We start from the raw sequence: 22,925 nt of genomic DNA on the forward strand, positions 1-22,925 counted from the left end.
ACGCTCCGCGTCCTTTGTGACGCAGAGCGTCACGGGATTCATTCCCACGCAGAGCGTGGGAACGATCGGCGTGTGCCACGAAGGTTTTTCAGACAGCGACGCTGACGTCCTGCCGATCCAACGCGATCAACGTCTCGATCATTGCCCTCGCTGCTGGTGATAGTCGAAACCCGGTGCGGCTGACGATGCCGCAGCGGGCGTTCATGCTTTCGAGGTTCTGCGGCAGGTTGCGCCAATGCAGCAGCACCAGCGAACCCTTGGCGACATCCTCAATAAACGCCTCCTCCGTGCCGACGCCGATCGCGTTGGATTGCAGTACCACTTTGACCAGCGCCGGAAAGTGCTCGGTCTCGATGGTCGGTGAGAAATCGATGCGCCCGCTGAGGTTCGCCAGCAGCTTGCGAATGCCTGGCGGGATCAGGGTGGCGGCTAGGGGAAAGTCGAACATGTCGTTGGTCGACAGGCTTTCCTTGGCCAGCAACGGATGCCCCGGTCGGCAGAAAAATACGCCGCGCTTGGGCGTCAGCGGTTGCGTCTGGAAATTAGGATCGGACTCGAAATGGCGGATATCGGCGATGAAGAATTCGATCTCTTCGCGGCTCAGCGCGCGGCTGAGTTTTTCCCAGTTATCCACCTGAAAACAGGTGCGCACTTTCGGATGCGCATTGATGAACTGCGCCACCGCATCGGGCACCAGTTTCACCGCTGGCGCCGGCCCGCAACCAAAATGCACTTCGCCGGCGTCGAGCTTGGTCATTTGCGTCACTTCAGCGCTGAGCAATGCCGCGCCCTGCACCAGGCTCAGGGCGTGTTGCAGCACCACCTGGCCTTCGGGCGTCGGGCGCAGATCCTTGTTGCCGCGATCGACCAACACGCAACCGAATTCCTGCTCCAGCCCCTGAATGCTGCGGCTGAACGCCGGTTGAGTGATGCCCATGGCGTCTGCCGCACGGACAAAACTGCGGTGTTCGTTGAGGGCGATGAAGTAGCGCAACTGGCGAAGATCCATATGCTTTTCCGGCATCCTAAAAATAGCTCGAAGGCATTTGCGACGAGGGTTGCTTGAGGTTTTAAATGCAAGCTCTTATTCCGTCAACGAAGCATATGAATATCTATTAGATGTAATTGGAATATAGATAGAGCGTTGTTTCGCTGCCGCCAAAACCGCAAACCGTCGATGAGGGTCTTCCCATGAGCAATGCCGCACTCGCCGTAAAACCCGTTTCTCACGCGCTGGAAATTCACCCGGTAGCCGGTCGTATCGGTGCCGAAATCCGCGGCGTGCATCTGTCCGGTGAGCTGGACGCCGCCACTGTCGAAGCCATCCAGCAAGCCTTGGTCGAATACAAAGTGCTGTTCTTCCGCGAGCAGACGCAACTCGACGATCAGCGTCAGGAAGCCTTCGCCCATCTGCTTGGCGAACCGGTGGCGCACCCGACCGTGCCGGTGCGTGAAGGCACTCGCTACCTTCTGGAGCTGGACGGCGCCGAAGGCCAGCGCGCCAATTCCTGGCACACCGACGTGACCTTCGTCGACGCCTACCCGAAAGCCTCGATCCTGCGCTCGGTAGTCGCCCCAGCCTTCGGCGGCGATACGCTCTGGGCCAACACCGCGACCGCTTACAGCGGCTTGCCGATCGAGCTGCGTGAGCTGGCCGACAAACTGACCGCCGTGCACAGCAACGAGTACGACTACGCCGGTGCGAAGCCGGACGTCTCGGCGGAGAAGCTGGAACGCTACCGCAAAGTCTTCACCTCGACTGTTTACGAAACAGAGCACCCGGTGGTGCGTGTGCACCCGATCAGCGGCGAGAAGAGCTTGCTGCTGGGGCATTTCGTCAAACGCATCAAAGGTTATTCACAGGCCGATTCGGCACACCTGTTCGGCTTGCTGCAGAGCCATGTGATCCGCCAGGAAAACACCGTGCGCTGGCGCTGGCAGGCTGGAGATGTGGCGATCTGGGACAACCGCTCGACGCAGCATTACGCGATTGATGATTACGGCACCCAGGATCGCGTGGTGCGCCGGGTGACGCTCAAGGGCGAGGTGCCAGTGGGGGTGAGTGGGCAGCGGAGTCTGACCATTAAGGGCGCGGATATCGTCGGCGTCTGATTGGCCTCTTCGCGAGCAGGCTCGCTCCCACATTGATCGTTCCCACGCTCTGCGTGGGAATGCCTCAACGGACGCTCTGCGTCCGGTTTTGGGACGCGGAGCGTCCCGGGCTGCATTCCCACGCGGAGCGTGGGAACGATCATTTGATCACAGCTACCACACACCAATCTGAACAACCTTCTCGGTTTCCGGTTCGCCATAACGAAACCGCTGCCCGCGCAAATCGATCTCCGGATGGCTGATCGTCGTCCGCCGCTTCAGTGCGCGTACCCATTCAAACAGATACCCCGCATGCTCCTCGCGCACCGCCGCGTAGGCCGGGTCCTCACCCAGATCATTCAGCTCCTGCGGATCATTCAACAGATCAAACAACTGCGGTCTAAACCCGTCGTACGCCAGGTATTTCCAGCGCTCGCTGCGCACCATGGTCATGCGGCACCGGTCGATCGGCTGGCCGAGGCGTTCCCGCGCCGGGGCCTGGAAGGCGTAGTCGTATTCGCTGATCGCATAGCGGCGCCAATCGGGATTTTCCCCGTGCAGTAGCGGGATCAAGGAACGCCCTTCCAGCCGGTGTTCCGCGCCCGCTAATCCCAACGCTTGAAGAAACGTCGGCAGCGCATCGATGGTTTCCGCCAGCCGCTCATCGACAGTGCCGCGAGTGACATCCGCCGCCGCCCGAGGGTCGCGCACGATCAACGGCACGCCCACCGCCTGCTCGAGCAAAAACTCCTTCTCACCGAGCCAATGATCGCCAAGGAAATCGCCGTGATCGCTAGTGAACACGATCAACGTGTCATCCCAACGCCCGTTGCTCTGCAGAAAATCGAACAGCCGCCCCAACTGATCATCCACTTGCTTGATCAGGCCCATGTAGGTGGGGATTACATTCAATCGTACTGAGTCGCGGGAGAAGTTGAGGCTTTCCTCATGCTGGCGAAAGGCAATGTATACGGGGTGTTTGCTGGCTACGGAGGGCGTCGCGCGGACCGGATGAAGAATCGATTTCGTACTGTACAAGGCGTGGTATGGCGCCGGTACGATATAAGGCCAATGTGGTTTGATGTACGAGAGGTGTAAACACCAGGATTTCTCGCCTTGCTCGGTGATGAAGTCGATGGCGCGATTTGTAGTGTAGACAGTCTCTGAGTGTTGCTCGGGAATTCGTGCTGGCAAATTCGCATGACGCATTTTCCAGCCGCTGAGGATTTCACCGTTCTCGCCTTCGGCGGCATTCGCCCAGTCATGCCAGGGATTCTTGCCATCGAAGCCCTGCGCGCGCAGGTATTGGGTATAGGGCGCGGATTCGCGCTTGTCGTCGAATGACGGATCGTCGGGGTAGATGCCGTCGTGGCGCAGGTACGGTTCGAAGCCGACCTCATTGAGCAACTCGGCTTGCGCGCTTTGCGGGTTGATCGCCAGACGCTGCAAGGCGTCGACGTTGGCCGTCGCATGGGTCTTGCCGACCAGCGCAGTGCGGATGCCGTGGGGTCGCAGGTAATCGCCGATCGTCAATTCATCCAGCGGCAACGGCACCGAGTTCCAGGCCACTTGATGACTGCTGACATAGCGCCCGGTGTAGGCCGACATCCGCGAAGGGCCGCAGATCGTGCCTTGGGTGTAGGCACGGCTGAAACGAACGCCTTCGGCGGCGAGGCGATCGATGTTCGGTGTGTGCAGATGCGGGTGGCCGTAGCAGGACAGATAATCGCGGCGCAGTTGATCGCACATGATGTACAGCACGTTGCGCACGGGGTTGGGAGGAGTGGGCATGGAGTTCACCGGTCAGTGGGACAGGTGAGGGTTTTCGCTGTCGGTGGGGGTTTTCGGCAAGTGCATTTGGGGAATGGTTTTTATGCAGCGATTGCATCAGCCTCTTCGCGAGCAGGCTCGCTCCCACATTGGAAATGCGTATTCCTGTGGGAGCGAGCCTGCTCGCGAAGGGGCCAGCTCAGACAGCAAAATTCTCCAGCGAACACACTTCCTGATCCTCCGCATCAACCACTTTGATCTGCTCAATCATCGCTTCGGCCAACGGTGACAACCGATACCCGGCGCGGCTGACGATGCCATAGCGGGTGTACAGCTCCTCCAGATCATCGGCCAGGCCTTCGATCTTCAAACAGACCAGCTCACCCTTGGCCAGATGCAGCGCATCGGAATACGCGCCGACAATTCCGATCGCCTCCGAGCGCAACACCACACTCAATAGACTCGAGCCGTTTTCGCATTCCACATTCGGGGCGAAATCCGGACGACCGCTGAGGTCGACGATGACCTTGCGCAGGTTCGGCGGGCGGATGCTGACCGCCAGTGGATATCTCAGCAATTGCTCGGCAGTGATGCGTTCAAACGCCGTCAGTGGATGCCCGGCGCGGCAGCAGAAATGCCATTTGCGTGCCCGCAAGCGGTAGGTCTGGTAATCCGGATCGGCCTCGAATTGCCGGGTATCGGCGACGAAGAATTCGAACTCTTCGCTGAGCAGGCGTTTGCTCAGGCTCTGCCAGTCATCGACTTGAAATTGCACCCGCGCTTTCGGGTAGCGGCCGATGAATGCGCCGATCGCGCGTGGGATCAATCCAGCGGCTGGCGCCGGCCCGCAACCAAAGCGCAATTCCCCGGCCTCGAGGCCATTGAACTGGCTGATCTCATTGGCCATCTGCTGCGCACCGCTGACCAGTCGCCGCGCATGTTCGAGCAGCACATGGCCCTGTTTGGTAGGCGGCAATTCCTTGCGCCCACGGTCGACCAACTGGCAGCCGACGCTGTGTTCCAGTGCTTGGATGCTGCGGCTGAATGCCGACTGCGACAGGTTCACCGCCTGCGCGCCAGCGACGAAGCTGCGTTGCTCAACCAGAGCAATGAAGTGACGCAATTGGCGCAAGTCGATATGCATTTTTCACATAAAAAATATCCGGGAAATGCATTGGATATGCATTAGGTCGACTCCTTATAAAGGCAATCTCTTATGCAGTAAATATTTCTAAATCCATAAATAAATAACTTAAAAGAATATGCAGCACTGAAGATGTCTGTGTGTTTTTTGACCAGGAGCCGCGCCATGAGTCCGTTGAATCTCGCGTTACCCCCATCACCCCGACGGCTCAAACGCCTGCCTTTGGCGCTGTTGCTGGCAGGCAGCGCCAGCTGGACTCACGGCTATGCCGCCGAAGCCGAAACCCCTCCGCCCGTCCCCGCAGGCACAGCGGCGGCCAACGGTTCGCAGCTGGAAACCGTGACCGTCACCACCCGCCGCCGCGAAGAAAGTTCGCAAGACGTGCCGACGCCAATGAGCGTGGTCAGTGGGCAGAATCTGGAGACGCAACGGGTTTACCGGATTCAGGACTTGCAGCAACTGGTGCCCAGCGTCAACGTCGCTTACATGCATGCGCGCCAGTCCAGCGTGTCGATCCGTGGCCTGGGTAACAACCCGGCCAGTGATGGCCTGGAAGGCAGCGTTGGCCTGTACATCGACAACGTTTATCTGGGCCGTCCGGGGATGGCGGTGTTCGACCTGATGGACATCGAACAGCTCGAGGTCTTGCGCGGTCCGCAAGGCACGCTGTTCGGCAAGAACACCACCGCCGGGGTCATCAACATCAGCACCCGCGCGCCCAGTTTCACGCCGGAACGCAGCATCGAAACCTCGGTCGGCGAGGACGGTTACTTCCAGACCAAGGGTACGATTTCCGGACCGCTCAACGATCAACTGGCCGGGCGCTTCTCGGCGTATCGCACGCGCAGTGACGGCGACATCAAGAACGAATACGACGGCCACGACCTCAACGGCGGCTCCCGCGAGGGCTTCCGCGCGCAGCTGTTGTTCAAGCCCAATGAAGATTTCAATCTGCGCTGGATCGGCGATTACAACGAAGAAGATTCCAGCGCCGGCACTCGCGTGTTGTACAACACCGGGCCGACCATCAACGGCGTCAACCTGTATGAATCGCGGGCCAGTGCGGCCGGGGCGACGCTGGTCAACGGCCGGCATCGCAAGGTCAATCTCGATAACGACCAGCACGTCACCGTGCATCAGGGCGGCACTTCAGTGGAAGCCAACTGGACGTTGCCGAGCGACTTCACCCTGACGTCGGTCAGCTCTTATCGTTTCTGGAATTTCACCCCGCGCAACGACGATGGCCTCAACGTGCCGGCCAGTTACAACGCCGGCGTGTCGGTGGAAGACAAACAGTATTCGCAGGAATTTCGCCTGGCCTCGCCCAAGGGTGAGTTCTTCGATTATGTGGTCGGCGCCTACTATTTCGGCTCGGATCTGGACAACAAATCCTTCTCCTATTACGGCCCGCAGGCCGACATCTGGAATGGCACACCGGCGGGCAGCCTGGCCAACGTCACCAGCGTCGGCAACGGCCATATCCAGACCGACAGTTTCGCCCTGTTTGCCCAAGGCACCTGGCACCTGAGCGAACGTCTCGATTTCACCGCCGGGGTGCGTGGCACCTACGAAGAGAAAAACGCCTCGGTCGGCCGCAACGCGCCGGTCGGCGGTGTGGCGGTGGCGGGTGCGGCAGCCAATGCGCGTCGGGGGCGTGCCGGCGTCTACGATTCCGGTGATTTGAATCAGTACAGCTCCAGCCCCTCGGGACTGCTCAACCTGAGCTATCGCATTACCGACGACGTGCTCGGTTACGCGACGCTGTCCCACGGCGAGAAATCCGGCGGGGTCAACCTCGCGGTCGGCTCCGCACCTACCGCTGGCGCCGACTCGTTACTGATCGGCACCGAGCGCGCCAACAACGCCGAACTCGGTTTCAAAAGCACCCTCTGGGATCACCGGCTGCAACTCAACGCCAACGTGTTCTGGACCCAAGTCAACGCTTATCAGACCAATGCCTACGACGCCGCCAACCGCGTGCAATACCTTACTAACGCCGGTTCGGTGCGCTCGCGCGGCATCGAGTTCGAAAGCACCGTGGTGCCGTTGCGTGGCCTGACGCTGAACTTCAACGGTTCGTACAACGACGTCAGCTACCTCTCGTACAAGGATGCACCGTGCCCGCCGGAAGTCAGCCAGGCCCCGGGTGCGCCGGCCTCGTGCGACCTCAGCGGCCATCAAGTGGTCGGCGCGTCGAAATGGATCGGCAACGCCAACGGCGAATACAAATGGAATCTGGCTAACGGCTTCGAACCCTACGTCACCGGCAGCTACGCGTTCCGCTCCAAAGCGGTGGGCACGGTCGAGGATTCCGACTACGGGCAGATCCCCAGTTACGCGGTGGTCAACTTTTCTACTGGCCTGCGCGGTGATTTCAATCAGGGCCAGTGGGATGTCTCGCTGTGGCTGAAAAACGCCTTCGACAAAACCTACTACACGACTCTGTGGACCGGCGGCAACGGCGGCTATGAAGGCCTGCTCGGCACCCCGCGAACCCTCGGCGTTACCGGTCGCTACGACTTTTAATTGAGCTTTCAAGGCGCTGACCTGGACATGGCCGTTCAACCAATCCTCAGCGGCGCCGGCAAGCAGACGCAGCTGATCGACAGCGACGGCGGCAATCGCGCCTAACGTCGGCATTCAGCGAACCAAAACCAGCCTTTTAAGGCGTTAACGGATGCCGTATCCGAATACTTTTCATGCCGCAAAAGCATGGGGTTTATGGCAGATCGCTGCAGCCCTTGTGGTGCGCGGCTTCGGTAAAAACGGGCGATTTGCATATTCCTTGAAGGCCTATGCATAACGTTAAAGATTACTTTCGGTGATAAGCGGCCACAGCCAATGATCGCCCCATCGACTACGCCGTGGGGGCGTCAGGATTGGCGGGTCGATCGCTTTGGCTCGTAGAACGAAAGAGACCGCAGGGAGTTGAACAATGGGCAATGTCCAGACCGCCGTCAGCGCAGGGGAATTGCTGTGGCGGCATACGCCGAGTGGCGAACTGGTCGATCTTGGCCGGCCGCACCGGGTGCCGTTGGGGCAGTTGCGTTTGCAGCGAGCGCCCAAGGGTATTTTGAGTCGGCGCGAAACCCTTCTGCTCGGTGTCCTCGCGCTGGTGGTGCATGGCGCGGTGATTTACTGGGTCAGCCAGAAACCGACGCCGGTGCTGCCGGTGGTGCCGCCGGAAATTCCGCCGATGACCATCGAGTTTTCGCGCCCGGCTCCGCCAGCGCCGCCGGTTGTTGCGCCGCCACCACCGGCGCCCGTGGTCGAACCGCCACCGCCAGTGGAGGATGAGTTGGCGGTGAAACCGCCGCCGCCCAAGCCAATCGCCAAACCCAAACCGGTGGTGAAACTGCCGCCCAAACCCGCGCCGAAGCCGGTAGAGCAGCCGCCAGCGCCAACGAAACCGGCAGCCCCGGTCGCAGCGCCAGCGCCCCCCGCGCCGCCGGCACCTGCGCCCGTTACACCGGCTTCAGCCAATGCTGCATACCTGAAAAACCCGGCGCCGGAATATCCGTCGCTGGCCCAGCGGCGCGGTTGGGAAGGCACGGTGTTGTTACGGGTGCATGTGTTGGCCAGCGGCAAACCGGGCGAGATCCAGATTGCCAAAAGCAGCGGCCGCCAGCAGCTCGACGATGCGGCGCTGAATGCCGTCAAGCGCTGGAGTTTCGTCCCGGCCAAGCAGGGTGATGTCGCCCAGGACGGCTGGGTCAGCGTGCCCATCGATTTCAAGATTCATTAAACCGAAACCAAATTCGCGCGAAATGTTTACACGAGGGAACACATCATGACGTTACTGGCATCTCCACTGGAATCCATCGAAAGCGCGGTGATCTGGCTGCTGGTGGTTTTTTCCGTCGCCACTTGGGGTTTGGCATTGCTCAAGGCTGTGCAGTTCGGTCGTTTGAAAGCACAGGATCGGCGCTTTCACAAACGTTTCTGGGCGGCGTCGAGCCTGGATGCCGCCGCCGAGTTGAGCGAAACCCAGCCCGGCGCCGCAGCGCGGGTGGCGCAGGCCGGTTACGCGGCGATCCAGGTGGGCGAGGCGCCGCAGGCAAATGACCTGAGCCAGGCGATCAACCATCAGGATCGCCTCGAACGCGCCTTGCGCCAGCAGATCGTGCGCGAGCGCCGTTCCCTGGAAACCGGTCTGGCGGTGGTCGCGAGTATTGGCAGCACCTCGCCGTTCATTGGTTTGTTCGGCACGGTGTGGGGAATCATGGAGGCCTTGAAAGGCATCAGCGCCGCCGGTTCGGCGAGCCTGGAAACGGTGGCCGGGCCGATCGGTGCGGCACTGGTCGCGACTGGCGTGGGGATCGCCGTCGCGGTGCCGGCGGTGCTGGTTTACAACTACTTTCTGCGTCGTCTGAAATTGACCGCAGCGGATCTCGATGACTTCGCCCACGACTTCTACAGCCTGGCGCAGAAGAGCGCGTTCCGCGTGCTGATCCACCCGACCGCACACAAGGTGGCAACGTCGGGCAACGCGGCAAAAGTGAAGGAGGCGTCCTGATATGGCCTTCTCCACGCAAGACACCGATGAGGTGCTCAGTGAAATCAACGTGACGCCGCTGGTAGACGTGATGCTGGTGCTGCTGGTGGTGTTTATCGTCACCGCGCCGCTGCTGACCAACGCGATCCCGATCAACCTGCCGAAGACCGAAGCGGTGGCACCGGTCGAGCAGAAGGATCCGCTGGTGGTGAGCATCGACGGCGCCGGCAAGCTGTTTATCAACAAGGACGAGATTCAGCCCGACTTGCTGGAATTCAACCTCAAGTCGGCAAAGGCCAAGGACCCGGAAGTGCGCGTGCAATTGCAGGCCGATGACGGGGTGAACTACGGCGAAGTGGCGCGAGCCATGGCTTCGATCGAACGGGCGGGGATTACCAAATTGTCGGTGATCACCGCGCGGTAACAGACTGTCGTTTTTCCGGGGCCGTCTCCTTGGCAGGGTGCGGCCCTTTTTTTATCCCGCGTTATTGCCGCAACACACTCGCCCTGTGGGAGCGAGCCTGCTCGCGAAGACGCCATTCGCCGCAACATCAGCGTCGACTGATGCACCGCATTCGCGAGGAGGCTCGCTCCCACAGGATTCGCGCCTCATATGCATTATGGGTATTGATAAATAGCTTCTTATTCCTTAACGGATATAACTCCCCTCCCTATACTCGACCCGGAACAGACACGACGCAGGAGAGCTTCCCCATGCGCAATGAATCAATCCGTTACCTGATTGTGCCGGGCTGGCAAGGATCGCCAGAAGATCATTGGCAAAGCCATTGGCAGAACAGCCTGCCGAACAGCGCACGGGTGGAACAGGCCGATTGGCTGACGCCGCGCCGTGAGGACTGGGTCGCCGCGCTGGCCGAAGCGATCGCCGCCGACAGCACGCCGGTCATTCTCATCGCTCACAGCCTCGGCTGCATCACCGTTGCCCACTGGGCGGCGACTGCGCCGTTGCAATATCTGCGTCAGGTGCGCGGAGCGTTGCTGGTTGCGCCGGCCGACGTCGAGCGTCCTGCCTGTGCGCCGGTACTGCGCAACTTCGCACCAATTCCGACCGATCTGTTGCCATTCCCCAGTCAGGTCGTCAGCTCCGACAACGACGCCGCCGTCAGTGCGCCGCGCGCATTGGAACTGGCGCGCAACTGGGGCGCGGAGGCGGGGATTCTTGCCGGTGCCGGGCACATCAACGTCAAGTCCGGGCATCAGCGTTGGGAGCAGGGTTTCGCCTATCTCTATCGCCTGCAAAACCGCCTGGAACACCACGCCCGCCGTCGCGCCTGATCTGATTTTCAACGCCCCCGTCGGCTGGCGGTTTTGGGCGGGAGCCTGCCATGAGTTTTGAAACCTTCGGTCAGCCCTTGCTGACCTTTCCCGATGCGGAAAAGAGCCCCCTGAGCATTCGCGCCAAGGCGCTGGTGTTCGTCGACCCACGCTCGCGGCAATTGCGCGAGGAGTTGGAGCAGTTGGCTCCCCGTTCGATTTCAGTGTTGATTCGCGGTGAGACTGGCACCGGTAAAGAGCTGCTCGCTCGGCATATCCATCGCGCCAGCGACCGCAGCGGTCTGTTCGTTTCGGTGAACTGCGGCGCGATCAGCCCGACCTACGCCGACGCCGAACTGTTCGGCTACGCCGCCGGCAGCTACAGCGGTTCGGCCAGCAGCCGCGCCGGCTGGTTCGGTTCGGCCAACGGCGGCACCTTGTATCTGGATGAGATCGGCGATCTGCCGCTGCCGATCCAGATCAAATTGCTCGCGGCATTGGAAAACCACGAAGTCACCCGCGTCGGTGCGCATCAGCCCAGCCCGGTGGATGTGCGTCTGGTCGCGGCGACCAGCATCGATCTGGCCCAGGCCGTGGACGCCGGGAAATTCCACGAGCGGCTCTATCACTATCTCAGCGAGGGCCATCTGGAGCTGCCGGCGTTGCGCGCGCGGATCGGCGACATTCTCTCGCTGGCCGAGTATTTCCTTGGCATCTACAGCCAGCGTCTTGACCTGCCCGTGCCGCTGATCAGCGAAGCCGCGCAACATGTGCTCGAACAACACAGCTGGCCGGGCAACACCCGCGAACTGGAAAACGTCATCCACTTTGCCCTGCTGGTCAGCACCGGCGACGAGATCCTGCCGGAACATCTGAACCTGCCTGACGCGTCTGCGCCGCAGGTTCAGATCGAACGTCTGGTCAGGCAGACCCATATAGGTGGTAGCAGTGCAGAGCGTAAGGCCTTGAAAGATTGGCTGATTCGCTTGAGCGAGGCGGTGTGAGCATTTTCTTCAACATGAACAAAATGGAATATGAAGCTGAATAAACGTTATTGTCCGGGAATAAAAAATCCGGGTATTGTCCGCCTCACGCCAGCGATATCACTTCACTGGCACACGTATTAAATGCCGTCGTCGATGACGACCGTGATTTTCGATAAGGACACTGCATGAAAAAGGTTCTGTTGTTTACCGCATTGGCGGCTGCTCTGACGGCTTCTTTCGCCAACGCCGGCGAGAAACTGGTAGTTGCCGCAACACCGGTGCCCCACGCTGAAATCCTTGAGCTGATCAAACCGACCCTGGCCAAAGAAGGCGTGGATCTGGAAATCAAGGTCTTCACCGATTACGTGCAACCGAACGTACAGGTTGGCGAAAAGCGTCTCGACGCCAACTACTTCCAGACCCTGCCGTACCTGAACAGCTTCAACCAGGGTAAATACAAGGATGACAAATCCAAGTACCTGGTGACCGTGCAGGGCGTCCACGTTGAACCGTTCGGTGGCTACTCGAGCAAGTACAAGACTCTGGCTGAGCTGCCGGACGGCGCAACCATCGCCATCCCCAACGAAGGCAGCAACAGCGGCCGCGCCCTGATCCTGCTGCAAAAGGCCGGCCTGATCGAACTGAAAGATCCGAAAAACGCTTTGGCAACGCCAAAAGACATCGCCAAGAACCCGCACAACTTCAAGTTCAAGGAACTGGAATCGGCCCTGCTGCCGCGCGTTCTGAAAGAAGTTGATCTGGACATGATCAACACCAACTACGCGCTGGAAGCCAAGCTCAACCCGCAGAAAGATGCGCTGGTGATCGAAGGCGCTGACTCGCCATACGTGAACTTCCTGGTGGCCCGTGAGGACAACAAGAACAGCGATGCGATCCAGAAACTGGCCAAGGCCCTGACCAGCCCGGAAGTCAAAGCGTTCATCGAGAAGAAGTACAGCGGCGCGGTATTGCCGGCGTTCTGATCTGACTTGAGTGAATCCGCTTCAGACGTGAAAACGCCGATGGCCAGTGATGGTCATCGGCGTTTTTGTGTGTGCGTTTCAAGCCGTTGAAAAGATCGTTCCCACGCTCTGCGTGGGAATGCCTCATCGGACGCTCCGCGTTCGGCTCTTAATGGGACGCGGAGCGTCCCGGGCTGCATTCCTTTGCTGCGCGTGGGAACGATCAAAGGCTCAGGCAACCTGCGTCTTCAACGCCCGGCGCAACGCCCTTAACAATTTCACAATGTCCTGCGGATCCAGCCGCTGCGGCACTTTTACGTCCATGTTGTTCTTCCTTGTGATGGATGGGCCGGAGAGTCTGGCCAAAAGCTGTGGTTCCTTGGAGGTCTTTCCTGAAAAAAAGATCCGTCCTACAGCGCAAAGAAAAATAGCCGTCTTATTCGTTCCCGGCAAACCCACAGGATAGTTTTTTGGGTGATATCAATATGCTTTAAAGGTATTTAAATTATGGTTTTTATATCTATAAAGTCAGTGCCTGCCGGACGGCCATCCGCCGTCCATGGATTGCATCATCGCCGCTTACCAAGCAGCGTCAGGACGCTTCATGACTTTCGACTACGCCTTTATCCTCAGCACTCTGCCGGCTTTTCTCAAAGCCGTCGGCGTGACTCTGCAGGTCGGTTTGATTGCGATCGCCACTTCGCTGTTGGTCGCGCTGCTCAACGCGACGATTCTGGTGTTTCGCACGCCATACCTGCAAAAACTGGTCGGCTTCTACGTAGAGCTGGCGCGCAACACGCCGTTGCTGATTCAGCTGTTCTTCGTCTACTTCGCATTGCCGGCAGTGGGGATCCAGGTTTCCGGTTTCACTGCGGCGATCATCACCATGACCTTCCTTGGCGGTGCCTATCTCACCGAAGTGCTGCGCGCCGGCGTCGATGCGGTGCCCCAGGCACAACTGGAATCCGGGCGGTCGATTGGCCTGTCCCACGGCCAGTTGCTGCGCTATGTGATCCTGCCGCAGGCGGGGATCCTCAGCTTGCCGTCACTGTTCGCCAATTTCATCTTCCTGCTCAAGGAAACCACCGTGGTTTCGGCCGTGGCGGTGCCGGAAATCCTCTACACCACCAAGAGCTATATCGCGCTCTACTACAAAACTTACGAAATGCTCGCCGTGCTGACGCTGATCTGCGTGCTGCTGTTCTTGCCGCTGTCGCTGTTGCTCAGCCGTCTGGAAAGGAGGCTCCAGCATGGCCAGTTCGGGTCTTGAACTGCTCTGGGTGTCGTTGCCGCAACTGGCAAAAGGCGCCGGGCAAACCCTGTCGATCTCGTTTCTGAGCATCGCCATCAGCACGATCGGCGGCGTGTTCTACGGTGTGTTGCGCACGTTGAACGTCACGTGGCTGAACGCGATTCTGCGCATCTATCTGGAGCTGTTCCGGGCAATTCCGGTGCTGGTCTGGTTGTATCTGCTGTTCTTCGGTCTGCCGATTTTCTTCGGCCTGAGCCTGCCGAGCTTCTGGTGCGCGGTGCTGGTGCTGTCGCTGTGGGGCGCCAGCGAAGTTGGCGAGGTAGCGCGCGGTGCGCTGCATTCGTTGCCGCGCGGACAGCGTGAAGCCGGGCTGTCGATCGGCCTCAATGCAGCTCAACTCTATGGCTACGTGCTGCTGCCGCAAGCGCTCAAGCGCATGACGCCGCCGACCATCAACGTCTATACGCGGATCATCAAGACCAGTTCCCTGGCGGTGCTGATCGGCGTAGTGGATGTGATCAAGGTCGGCCAGCAGATCATCGAGCGCACCTATGAATCGGTACTGATCTACGGTGCGCTGTTCCTGTTTTTCTTTTTCATCTGCTACCCGCTCTCTGCCGCTTCGCGCGTGCTGGAGCGACGCTGGACGCAAGCATGAGCGCACTGATCGAGTTTCACGGTTTCAACAAATTCTATGGCGCGCAGCAGGTGCTCGATGGCATCGACCTGCAAGTGCAGAGCGGCGAAGTGCTCGTCATTCTTGGTCCCAGCGGTTGCGGCAAAAGCACCTTGCTGCGTTGCCTCAATGGTCTGGAAGAGGCCCACAGCGGCAGCCTCAGATTCCTCGACCGAGAGCTGTTGGACAAGGCCACTGACTGGCGCGAAATCCGTCAGCAGATCGGCATGGTGTTCCAGAGTTATCACCTGTTCCCACACATGAGCGTGCTCGACAATCTGCTGCTCGGCCCGCTCAAGGTGCAGAAGCGCCAGCGTCGCGAAGCGCAGCAGCAGGCCGAAGCCTTGCTTGAGCGTGTCGGCCTGCTGGACAAGCGCGATGCTTTCCCGCGTCAGCTCTCCGGCGGCCAGCAGCAACGCATCGCCATTGTCCGCTCGCTGTGCATGAACCCGCGGGTCATGCTCTTCGACGAAGTCACCGCCGCCCTCGATCCGGAAATGGTCAAGGAAGTACTTCAAGTCATTCAGGGCCTGGCCCGCGAAGGCATGACCCTGTTGATCGTCACCCACGAAATGGCCTTCGCCCGCGCGGTGGCCGACCGCATCGTGTTCATGGATGCCGGGCGCATCCTCGAACAGAACCCGCCCGAGATTTTCTTTACGAACCCGCAAACCGCACGCGCGCAGCAGTTTCTGGAGAAATTCTCCTTCGTTGCAACATCGCCAGAAACGAATCCGAAAAAGGAACTGGAACCGCTATGAAAACTGCCGCTTTGTTACTGCCCCTGCTCAGCCTCGCCCTGCTTGCCGGTTGCGGTAAAACCGAAGAGCCGTCAAAGCCGAAAGTCGCCAGCGAAAACACCGCGCCGGCCGGTTATCTGGACAAGATCAAGGCCCGCGACAAACTGATTGTCGGCGTCTTCACTGACAAGCCCCCGTTCGGTTTCGTCGATGAGGCCGGGCGTTACGTCGGCTTCGACACCGACATTGGCCGGCGCTTCGCCAAAGATCTGCTCGGCGACGAAAACAAGGTCGAGTTCGTCGCCGTCGAGCCGGCCAGTCGCATTCCGTTTTTGCAGAGCGACAAGGTCGACCTGATCCTCGCCAACATGACCGTCACCCCGGAGCGCAAGGAAGCGGTGGAATTCACCAACCCGAACCTCAAGGTCGCCGTGCAGGCGCTGGTGTCGCAGGGCAGTTCAGTGAAAAAACTCGATGATCTGGCGACGCGCACCACGATTGTCACCACCGGCACCACCGCGGATATCTGGCTGACCAGGAACCACCCGGACTGGAAACTGCTCAAGTTCGAGAAAAACTCCGAGTCGCTGCAAGCCCTGGCCAATGGTCGTGGCGATGCCTATGCGCAGGACAATCTCGTGCTGTTCAGCTGGGCCAAGCAGAACCCGGGGTATCGCGTGCTTGAGGAAAAGCTCGGAGCCGAGGCGCCGATTGCGCCGGCAGTGAAAAAGGGCAATCTCGAGTTGCGTGATTGGGTCAACAGCGAATTGGCCAAATTGGGCGAGGAGAAGTACCTGCTCAAGCTGTATGACCAATATGTGCGCAAAGAACTGAGTGATGACACCCGGCCTGAGAGTGTGATTGTTGAAGGGGGCAAGTGGCAGGGCTAGTGCCTTGATTCAGCGGTGACGCTTGAATCGCTTTCGCGAGCAGGCTCGCTCCCACATTCGACCGCGTACGATTGTGGGAGCGAGCCTGCTCGCGAATTTTTCAGTCACCGCTCAATCCGGCCAATGCCACGCCGGCTCATCCAGCACCCGCTGCCCGACAATCCCGGTCTGTCCCAGCGTCTTCTCCAGCACGATGCAATTGCATTCCGGGTCTTCCTGCAGCGCCGAGATCAATCGCCGTGCATGTGACACCACCCACACCTGACACTGCTGCGAAGCGCGAATGATCAGCCGTGCCAGCGCCGGCAGCAGGTCCGGGTGCAGGCTGGTTTCCGGCTCGTTGAGCACCATCAGCGATGGCGGTCGCGGGGTCAGCAGGGCGGCGATCAGCAGCAGATAACGCAAAGTGCCGTCCGACAGCTCTGCCGCTGACAGCGGTCGCAACAAGCCTTCCTGATAAAACTCGATGGCGAAGCGTCCGCCGGCCAACAGTGCAATGTTCAGCCGCGCGCCGGGAAACGCATCGCTGATCGCCGCGCTCAGTGCTTGCGGATCGCCAATTTCGATAATGGTCTGCAAGGCTGCCGCCAGATCGCGGCCGTCGTGGTGCAGCACGGGCGTGCGTGTGCCCAGTTGCGGCTGACGCACCGGCGCGTCGGCGTCGCTGCGAAAGTGATCATAAAAGCGCCAGCGCCGGATGAATTCGCGCATCTGAAACACTTCCGGCGAGCTGCGCAGATTGCCGACCTGATCGAACAGACTGTCGAAGTTTGGTGTGTGTTGCGCCAGCACATCCCAGGCGCGACCTTCACGGGCGCGGATCATCGGGCCGTTGCGGTCGACCAGCAGGCTTGCCGGGCGAAACACCGGACCGGCCCAGATGCACTCACGTTTGATTTCCGGGTCGAGGGAAAAGCATGAAGTGCTTGGCTCCGGCAGGCCCAGGCCGATGGCGTAACTGAAATCCTCGCCGGCAAATCCCAGGCGCAACCTCTTGACGCCGTGGCGCACCGTCGGCTCGATCGCCACTTCACCGTTGCGCATGCGTCGGCTGATGGTTTCCGGCCCGGCCCAGAACGTCGATTCCAGCCCGCCCTCACGCGCCAGTGCATTGACCACACCGCCCTGGGCGGTTTCCGCCAGCAGGCGCAAGGCGCGGTAGAGATTGGACTTGCCGCTGCCGTTTGGCCCGGTAATCAGGTTCAGGCGCCCGAGCGGAATCACCAGTTTGTTGATCGAGCGGTAATTGGCCACCGCCAGGGTGTTGAGCATGAAATCCTTCTCCGGGTCACTGCGACACGCGGGCAGCATACCTTTAATGAGATAAATCTGGTGTTGGCGTCCGCAACCGTGGAACCCTGTTCTAAGCTCTGAAGTCGTATCGTCTCGACAGCAGCATTTAAGGCCAAGGAGTGTGCATGGCGGGTCCCGGATTGAAAGTGCTGATGGCCGTGAGCGCCATGGCGTTGCTCACCGCTTGCGGCGACAAGAAGCCTGCTGAGGAATACTTGCCACGGGTCTTTGTGCAAGAGGTCGAACCGGCCAACTACGCCGCAGCGGTGACCCTCACCGGTGATGTGCAGGCGCGGGTGCAGACCCAGCTGTCATTTCGCGTCGGCGGCAAGATCATCCAGCGCATGGTCGATGTCGGCGACCCCGTCACGGCCAAACAGGTGCTGGCCAAACTCGATCCGAAGGATCTGCAGACCAATGTCGATTCCGCTCAGGCCCAAGTCGTCGCCGAACAGGCCCGCGTGAAGCAAGCGGCAGCCGCTTTCGTGCGTCAGCAAAAACTTCTGCCCAAGGGCTACACCAGCCAGAGCGAATACGATTCGGCACAAGCCGCGCTGCGCAGCAGTCAGAGCGCATTGAGCGCGGCGCAGGCGCAACTGGCGAACGCCAAGGACCAGCTCGGCTACACCGCGCTGATCGCCGATGCACCCGGGGTGATCACCGAGCGCCAGGCCGAAGTCGGTCAGGTGGTGCAGGCCACCGCGCCGATTTTCAGCCTCGCCCGCGATGGCGACCGCGACGCGGTGTTCAATGTCTACGAATCGCTGCTGGCCGAGCGTCCGTCCGATCGTTCGATCGTGGTCAGCCTGCTCGACAATCCCGAGATCAAGACCACCGGCACCGTGCGTGAAATCACGCCGTCGGTGTCGGCGCAATCGGGCACCGTGCAGGTCAAAGTCAGCCTCGACAAGCTGCCGCCGGGCATGCAACTCGGCTCGGTGGTCAGTGCCACCGCCAAGGGCACCGGCAAATCGGCGGTGGAACTGCCCTGGTCGGCGTTGACAAAAAACATCAGCGACCCGGCGGTATGGCTGGTTGATGACAAGGGCGAGGCGCAGTTGCATACGGTCACGGTCGGCCGTTACCTGACCGGCAAAGTGATCATCAGCGAAGGCCTCAAGGGCGGTGAGAAAGTCATTGTCGCCGGCGGCCAGTTGCTGCACCCCGGCATGAAAGTCGAGATTGCCGAAAACACCTACAAGGATCTGCAACCGGGAGCGCAGCCATGAAGCGCCTCGGCCTGTTGTGCATGGCGTTGCTGCTGGGCGCCTGCTCGGAAAAGGAAACGCCGCCGGAACCGGTACGTCCGGTGCTGTCGGTCACGGTCAAAGCGCTCAACGAAGAAAGCCTCGGACGCTTTGCCGGGAGCATTCAGGCGCGTTACGAGAGCAACACCGGTTTCCGCGTCGGTGGACGCATCGCCAGTCGCAACGTCGATGTCGGCGCCGAGGTGCAGAAGGGCACCTTGCTCGCCACCCTTGATCCGTCCGATCAGCAGAACCAGTTGCGCTCGGCCCAGGGCGATCTGGCGAGAATCCAGGCGCAACTGATCAACGCCCAGGCCAATGCACGTCGTCAGCAAGCGCTGTTTGATCGCGGCGTCGGTGCGCAGGCGCAACTGGACGTCGCCAATACCGATCTGAAAACCACCCAGGCCTCGCTCGACCAGGCACGCGCGGCGGTCAGCCAGAGCAAGGATCAACTGAGCTACACCGAGCTGCGCTCCGATCACAAAGCCGTGGTCACCGCGTGGAACGCCGAAGCCGGGCAAGTGGTAACTGCCGGGCAACAAGTGGTGACGCTGGCGCAACCGGACATCAAGGAAGCGGTGATCGATCTGCCCGATACCCTGGTCGATCAGTTGCCCAGCGACGTGGTGTTCTCGGTGGCTGCGCAACTCGACCCGAGCATCAACACCACGGCGATCATCCGCGAGATCGAACCCCAGGCGCAAAGCGCCACGCGCACCCGCCGCGCGCGCCTGACCCTGTCGGAAACGCCGGACGGTTTCCGCCTCGGCACCGCGATCAGCGTGACCCTCAGCTCGGCGATCAAGCCGCGCATCGAACTGCCGCTGACGGCGTTGCAGGAAGTCGATGGCAAACCCCGAATCTGGGTGATCGATACGCAAAACAAAACCGTCAACCCGCGCGACGTCAGCGTAGTCAGCCGTGGCGACAACAGCGTGGTGCTGGCCGGTGGCGTGCAGAACGGCGAGCGCGTGGTCAGCGCCGGCGTCAACAGTCTCAAACCCGGACAATCGGTAAAACTTGACGAGGACAGTCAATGAAAGGCTCTTTCAACCTCTCCGAATGGGCCTTGAAGCACCAGTCATTCGTCTGGTACCTGATGTTCGTCGGGCTGCTGATGGGGGTGTTTTCGTACTTCAATCTCGGCCGCGAAGAAGACCCGTCATTCACCATCAAGACCATGGTGATCCAGACCAAATGGCCGGGCGCGACCCAGGAAGAAACCCTCAAGCAGGTCACCGACCGCATCGAGAAAAAACTCGAAGAGCTCGATTCCCTCGACTACGTGAAAAGCTACACCCGCCCCGGCGAATCGACGGTGTACGTGTACCTGCGCGACACCACCGGCGCTGAGGACATTCCGCAAATCTGGTACCAGGTGCGCAAGAAGATCGACGACATTCGCGGCCAGTTTCCCCAGGGCATTCAGGGGCCGGGGTTCAACGATGAGTTCGGTGACGTGTACGGCTCGGTCTACGCCTTCACCGCCGACGGCCTGACCATGCGCCAGTTGCGCGATTACGTGGAACAGGCGCGCGCAGAAATCCGCAGCGTGCCGGGGCTGGGCAAGATCGAAATGGTCGGCCAGCAGGACGAAACGATCTACCTGAATTTCTCCACGCGCAAACTTGCCGCACTGGGTATCGACCAGCGCCAAGTAGTGCAGAGCCTGCAATCGCAGAACGCAGTGACTCCGGCCGGGGTGATCGAGGCGGGGCCGGAGCGGATTTCCGTGCGCACCTCGGGCCAGTTCGAGTCGGAGAAAGATCTGGCCGAGGTCAATCTCAAGCTCAATGATCGCTTCTATCGTCTGGCCGACATCGCCGAGATCAGCCGTGGCTACGTCGACCCGGCGACACCGGAATTCCGCTTCGACGGCAAACCGGCGATCGGCCTGGCGATTGCCATGCAGAAGGGCGGCAACGTTCAGGAGTTCGGTAAAGCGCTGCATGAGCGCATCGACCAGCTCACCGCAGATTTGCCGGTCGGCGTCGGCGTGCACACGGTGTCCGATCAGGCGGTGGTGGTGGAAGAGGCCGTCGGCGGTTTCACCAGCGCGCTGTTCGAAGCGGTCATCATCGTGCTGGTGGTGAGTTTCATCAGCCTCGGCGTGCGCGCTGGCTTGGTGGTGGCCTGCTCGATTCCGCTGGTGCTGGCGATGGTGTTTGTGTTCATGGAATACAGCGGCATCACCATGCAGCGGATTTCCCTCGGCGCGCTGATCATCGCCCTCGGTCTGCTGGTGGACGACGCGATGATCACCGTGGAAATGATGGTCACGCGCCTGGAAATGGGCGAGAGCAAGGAGCAGGCGGCGACGTTCGCCTACACCTCGACGGCATTCCCGATGCTCACCGGTACGCTGGTGACCGTCGCCGGTTTCGTGCCCATTGGTCTCAACGCCAGTTCGGCGGGTGAATATACCTTCACGCTGTTTGCGGTGATTGCCGTGGCGATGATCGTCTCGTGGGTGGTGGCGGTGTTCTTCGCACCAGTGATCGGCGTGCACATCCTCAGCGACAAGGTGAAGGCCCACGATGCCGAGCCGGGTCGCGTCGGCCGGGCGTTCAACGGCGGCCTGTTGTGGGCCATGCGCAATCGCTGGTGGGCGATCGGCGTCACCGTGCTGCTGTTCGTGCTGGCGGTGTTCTGCATGCGTTTTGTGCAGAACCAGTTCTTCCCCGCTTCCGACCGCCCGGAAATTCTGGTCGACCTGAACCTGCCGCAAAATGCTTCCATCGACGAAACCCGCAAAGCGGTGGACAAGCTCGAAGCGACGCTCAAGGGCGACCCGGACATCGTGCGCTGGAGCACTTACATCGGTCAGGGCGCGATCCGTTTCTACCTGCCGCTGGACCAGCAATTGCAGAACCCGTACTACGCGCAGCTGGTGATCGTCAGCAAGGATTTCGAAGCCCGCGAGGCCCTGAGTCAGCGCTTGCGTGAGCGCCTGCACAAAGACTTCGTCGGCATCGGCAGCTACGTGCAGGCCCTGGAAATGGGCCCGCCGGTGGGGCGTCCGATTCAGTATCGAGTCAGCGGCAAAGATGTCGATCAGGTGCGCAAACACGCCATCGACCTGGCCACCGAACTGGACAAGAACCCGCACATCGGCGAGATCATTTACGACTGGAACGAGCCCGGCAAAGTCCTGCGCATCGATATTGCCCAGGACAAGGCGCGGCAACTCGGGCTGTCGTCCGAAGATGTGGCCAACCTGATGAACAGCATTGTCAGCGGCTCGCCGTTGACCCAGGTCGATGACGATATCTACCTGATCAACGTGGTCGGTCGCGCGGTGGATTCCGAGCGCGGCACGCCGGAGACCCTGCAGAACCTGCAGATCGTCACGCCGAGCGGCATCTCGATTCCGCTGCTGGCGTTCGCCACCGTGCGCTATGAACTGGAACAACCGCTGGTCTGGCGTCGCGACCGCTTGCCGACCATTACCATCAAGGCCTCGGTGCGCGACGAGATTCAGCCGACCGATCTGGTGAAATTGCTCAAGCCGTCGATCGATGCTTTTGCCTCGAAACTGCCGGTCGGCTATAAGGTCGCCACCGGCGGTACGGTCGAGGAAAGCGGCAAGGCCCAGGGACCGATTGCCAAGGTGTTGCCGCTGATGCTGTTCCTGATGGCGACGTTCCTGATGATCCAGTTGCACAGCGTGCAGAAGATGTTTCTGGTCGCCAGTGTGGCGCCGCTGGGGTTGATCGGCGTGGTCCTGGCGCTGGTGCCGACCGGCACGCCGATGGGCTTCGTGGCGATCCTCGGGATTCTCGCGCTGATCGGCATCATTATCCGCAACTCGGTGATTCTGGTGACGCAGATCGATGAGTTCGAGCAGAAAGGCTATGCGCCGTGGGACGCGGTGGTCGAAGCCACCGAACACCGGCGCCGGCCGATCCTGCTCACCGCAGCGGCAGCGAGCATGGGCATGATCCCGATCGCCCGCGAAGTTTTCTGGGGGCCGATGGCCTACGCGATGATTGGCGGCATCGTCGTGGCGACCCTGCTGACGCTGCTGTTCCTGCCGGCGCTGTATGTGGCCTGGTACAAGATTCGCGAGCCTGAAAAAGAATCTTCTTGAAGCAAAAGCAA

General features: G+C 60.5%; 19 protein-coding genes. 15 read left to right on the forward strand and 4 right to left on the reverse strand.

Going from position 1 to position 22,925, the window contains the following annotated elements; all coding sequences use genetic code 11:
* Positions 1-88: 88 nt before the first annotated feature.
* Positions 89-1,009, reverse strand: a complete 921-nt coding sequence (locus BXA01_RS17070) for a LysR family transcriptional regulator (protein ID WP_076564982.1) — start codon at positions 1,007-1,009, stop codon at positions 89-91.
* A gap of 182 nt (positions 1,010-1,191) precedes the next feature.
* On the opposite strand from BXA01_RS17070, the gene BXA01_RS17075 reads away from it, so the two are divergent.
* The gene (locus tag BXA01_RS17075; RefSeq protein ID WP_076564985.1) at positions 1,192-2,112 is read left to right on the forward strand and encodes a TauD/TfdA dioxygenase family protein; all 921 of its coding nucleotides are present in this window, start codon (positions 1,192-1,194) and stop codon (positions 2,110-2,112) included.
* A gap of 153 nt (positions 2,113-2,265) precedes the next feature.
* Here the strand turns inward: BXA01_RS17075 and BXA01_RS17085 are convergent, their stop codons facing one another.
* Positions 2,266-3,882, reverse strand: a complete 1,617-nt coding sequence (locus tag BXA01_RS17085; protein ID WP_076564991.1) for an alkaline phosphatase family protein — start codon at positions 3,880-3,882, stop codon at positions 2,266-2,268.
* A 178-nt stretch (positions 3,883-4,060) separates the two neighbouring features.
* A complete protein-coding gene (locus tag BXA01_RS17090) occupies positions 4,061-5,005 on the reverse strand; it encodes a LysR family transcriptional regulator (RefSeq protein ID WP_076564993.1) in 945 nt (314 codons plus the stop codon).
* A 165-nt stretch (positions 5,006-5,170) separates the two neighbouring features.
* Between BXA01_RS17090 and BXA01_RS17095 the strand changes: the two genes are divergently transcribed.
* From BXA01_RS17095 to BXA01_RS17145, 11 genes are all read left to right on the forward strand, one after another.
* A complete protein-coding gene (locus BXA01_RS17095) occupies positions 5,171-7,531 on the forward strand; it encodes a TonB-dependent receptor (RefSeq protein WP_076564996.1) in 2,361 nt (786 codons plus the stop codon).
* A 409-nt stretch (positions 7,532-7,940) separates the two neighbouring features.
* Positions 7,941-8,750, forward strand: coding sequence for an energy transducer TonB (locus BXA01_RS17100; protein ID WP_076564999.1), 810 nt, complete (start codon positions 7,941-7,943; stop codon positions 8,748-8,750).
* Positions 8,751-8,795: 45 nt separating this feature from the next.
* Positions 8,796-9,521: a MotA/TolQ/ExbB proton channel family protein gene (locus BXA01_RS17105; protein WP_041477454.1), complete on the forward strand. Its 726-nt coding sequence runs from the start codon at positions 8,796-8,798 to the stop codon at positions 9,519-9,521.
* A 1-nt stretch (position 9,522) separates the two neighbouring features.
* A complete protein-coding gene (locus BXA01_RS17110; RefSeq protein WP_007972930.1) occupies positions 9,523-9,924 on the forward strand; it encodes an ExbD/TolR family protein in 402 nt (133 codons plus the stop codon).
* Between the two features lie 290 nt (positions 9,925-10,214).
* The gene (locus tag BXA01_RS17115; protein ID WP_076565002.1) at positions 10,215-10,796 is read left to right on the forward strand and encodes an alpha/beta hydrolase; all 582 of its coding nucleotides are present in this window, start codon (positions 10,215-10,217) and stop codon (positions 10,794-10,796) included.
* A 50-nt stretch (positions 10,797-10,846) separates the two neighbouring features.
* Positions 10,847-11,779: a sigma 54-interacting transcriptional regulator gene (locus BXA01_RS17120; protein ID WP_076565005.1), complete on the forward strand. Its 933-nt coding sequence runs from the start codon at positions 10,847-10,849 to the stop codon at positions 11,777-11,779.
* A 167-nt stretch (positions 11,780-11,946) separates the two neighbouring features.
* On the forward strand, positions 11,947-12,744 hold the full coding sequence (locus BXA01_RS17125; RefSeq protein ID WP_016772222.1) for a MetQ/NlpA family ABC transporter substrate-binding protein: 798 nt from the start codon (positions 11,947-11,949) through the stop codon (positions 12,742-12,744).
* A gap of 583 nt (positions 12,745-13,327) precedes the next feature.
* Positions 13,328-13,993 (forward strand): amino acid ABC transporter permease, encoded by a 666-nt coding sequence (locus tag BXA01_RS17130; protein ID WP_076565008.1) that lies wholly within the window; start codon positions 13,328-13,330, stop codon positions 13,991-13,993.
* Positions 13,974-14,633, forward strand: a complete 660-nt coding sequence (locus BXA01_RS17135) for an amino acid ABC transporter permease (protein WP_071174043.1) — start codon at positions 13,974-13,976, stop codon at positions 14,631-14,633. Before BXA01_RS17130 ends, BXA01_RS17135 begins: the two co-directional genes overlap by 20 nt.
* Entirely contained in the window at positions 14,630-15,412 is a 783-nt protein-coding gene (locus tag BXA01_RS17140; RefSeq protein ID WP_076565011.1) for an amino acid ABC transporter ATP-binding protein, read from the forward strand. Before BXA01_RS17135 ends, BXA01_RS17140 begins: the two co-directional genes overlap by 4 nt.
* A complete protein-coding gene (locus tag BXA01_RS17145; RefSeq protein WP_076565013.1) occupies positions 15,409-16,281 on the forward strand; it encodes a transporter substrate-binding domain-containing protein in 873 nt (290 codons plus the stop codon). The genes BXA01_RS17140 and BXA01_RS17145 overlap by 4 nt, the downstream gene beginning before the upstream one ends.
* Before the next feature lie 111 nt (positions 16,282-16,392).
* Here BXA01_RS17145 and BXA01_RS17150 read toward each other — a convergent pair whose 3' ends face one another.
* Positions 16,393-17,553 carry an AAA family ATPase gene (locus BXA01_RS17150; RefSeq protein WP_076565016.1) on the reverse strand — a complete coding sequence of 387 codons (1,161 nt, stop codon included), beginning with the start codon at positions 17,551-17,553 and terminating at the stop codon, positions 16,393-16,395.
* Positions 17,554-17,699: 146 nt separating this feature from the next.
* Between BXA01_RS17150 and BXA01_RS17155 the strand changes: the two genes are divergently transcribed.
* Genes BXA01_RS17155 through BXA01_RS17165 form a run of 3 tightly spaced genes read left to right on the forward strand, consistent with a single transcriptional unit; the run spans position 17,700 to position 22,914 of the window.
* On the forward strand, positions 17,700-18,803 hold the full coding sequence (locus BXA01_RS17155) for an efflux RND transporter periplasmic adaptor subunit (protein WP_076565019.1): 1,104 nt from the start codon (positions 17,700-17,702) through the stop codon (positions 18,801-18,803).
* Positions 18,800-19,864, forward strand: coding sequence for an efflux RND transporter periplasmic adaptor subunit (locus BXA01_RS17160; protein WP_076565023.1), 1,065 nt, complete (start codon positions 18,800-18,802; stop codon positions 19,862-19,864). The genes BXA01_RS17155 and BXA01_RS17160 overlap by 4 nt, the downstream gene beginning before the upstream one ends.
* Entirely contained in the window at positions 19,861-22,914 is a 3,054-nt protein-coding gene (locus tag BXA01_RS17165) for an efflux RND transporter permease subunit (protein ID WP_076565026.1), read from the forward strand. The genes BXA01_RS17160 and BXA01_RS17165 overlap by 4 nt, the downstream gene beginning before the upstream one ends.
* Positions 22,915-22,925 lie beyond the last annotated feature (11 nt).

This window comes from Pseudomonas sp. B10 (genome assembly GCF_900156235.1).
GTDB lineage: Bacteria > Pseudomonadota > Gammaproteobacteria > Pseudomonadales > Pseudomonadaceae > Aquipseudomonas > Aquipseudomonas siliginis.